This is a genomic window from Streptomyces sp. NPDC001889 (genome assembly GCF_053594535.1).
This window is the reverse complement of the sequence record NZ_JBSFER010000072.1, coordinates 1-1476: the sequence shown is the minus strand read 5'-3', so window position 1 is coordinate 1476 and position 1476 is coordinate 1. Positions and strand designations below refer to the sequence as shown.

Genomic DNA, 1476 nt, shown 5'->3' with positions numbered 1-1476 from the left:
GGGTGCTCAGCGGGGGGCCCGGGAGGGCCGCCGGCGGGGGTGGTGAGCAGCTGCTCCCGGGCGGCCGTCAGCGCGGTGTGGTGGACCCCCGGACAGCCGCCCCGGCCGGCGACTTTGATCTGGTCCCGGACCGGGATGCCGGCGGTCTCGACCGCGGCCCGCAGGCGGGCGGTTTTCCAGCCGGTGAGGAGCCCCTCCGACTGGGCCCGCGACAGGGCCCGGTCGAGGTGGAGACCGTTGGCCCCGGGCTCGTATGCGGCGTCGAGGATGCCGACGGCCTCAGCGAGCGTCAGATCCTCCGGCTCGTCGAGCCCGCCGCCCTGGCCGTCGTGCTCCTGGTCCTCCTGGCTGTCGTCGACGGCGCCGGCCACCGGCCCCGGCTCGTCGACCCCGCGGGCATGGTCAGGGCACGCCTCACGCGCGGCGTCGGCGGCGGCGTTCTTCCGGGCCTTCTTCCGGGCCTCCAGGGTGGGGGAGCACATCCAGGCGCCCACGCACCAGCTCCCTACCGTCAGCGGGACGGCGTAGCCGGTGTAGGGCTCCAGCGCGGGGGAGGAGACCACCAGGTGCCCTCCGAGGTAGAGACTCCCGGCGATGTACCCGGCGCGGGCCCACGCCTCCTGCCCGCCCTCCCCCCGGAGCCACGTCCAGCCGCGCACGGCCAGGGCGCCCGATCCGGCGGCCAGCGACCCGGCCAGCTCACGCAGCCCCTCCCGGTCGGGCAGCGCGTACCCGCGCAGCCCCGACCCGGCCGGGCCGGACTCCCCCGGCTGCTCGTGCTCCTGGTCGTCGTCGACGGCCGGGAGCCGCTCTGTGGGCGCGGTCATCACACCGCTCCCAACGCGCCGGCCGTGGTCAGCACCACACTCTTCGGGAGCCCCCAGATGCCCCCGGCCTGTGCCCACACCCCGGCCGCGAGGATGCTCACCAGCGCGGCCCTCCCCGGCGCCATTTCCCGGAAGTAGAGGAGCGCCGCGAGCAGCGCAGACACGGCACCGAGTCCGGCGGTCCCGAAAGCCCCGCCGGTGAAGATGCTGGCGAACGCGGTGCTCAGGTCGCCTGATGCGGTCCAGATGCTCCCCGCCGCCGCGTAGCAGGTGCCGGCCGCGCAGCCGATCAGCGACGCCTGGGTGCTGGTGAGCCTGTACCGGATTTTCGACGTGCCCTTGGGCTCCCTGATGCCGCCGACCAGGACCCCGGTCATCACGAGGGCAAGACCGCCCGTGCCGATTGACCCGAGGACCTTCCCCCCGGTGACGCCGCTGTCGGCCGCCGGCGCCGCCGCGATCGCCATCACCGTCTCAATGTGCTCAATCATCGATATGCCCTATCTGCGTAGTGTGTGATGGCGTGTCAGAGCTGCGAGCCGGGCGCGTACAGCGCCAGCGCGGTCACAGCGGACGCGAGCGGGATACGGGCGGCCCAGGACACGGCCCAGTGCCAGTGCCGGGTGCGCCGGTCCCAGACGTGGGCGAT

General features: G+C 74.4%; 2 protein-coding genes. Both read right to left on the bottom strand.

From position 1 onward, the window contains the following. Positions 1–827, bottom strand: an 827-nt coding sequence (locus ACWCRA_RS35215; protein WP_451069481.1) for a hypothetical protein, incomplete at its 3' end; no start/stop codon positions are given. Further along, entirely contained in the window at positions 827–1318 is a 492-nt protein-coding gene (locus ACWCRA_RS35210; RefSeq protein WP_451069480.1) for a hypothetical protein, read from the bottom strand. The genes ACWCRA_RS35215 and ACWCRA_RS35210, both read right to left, overlap by 1 nt. Between the last annotated feature and the right edge of the window lie 158 nt (positions 1319–1476).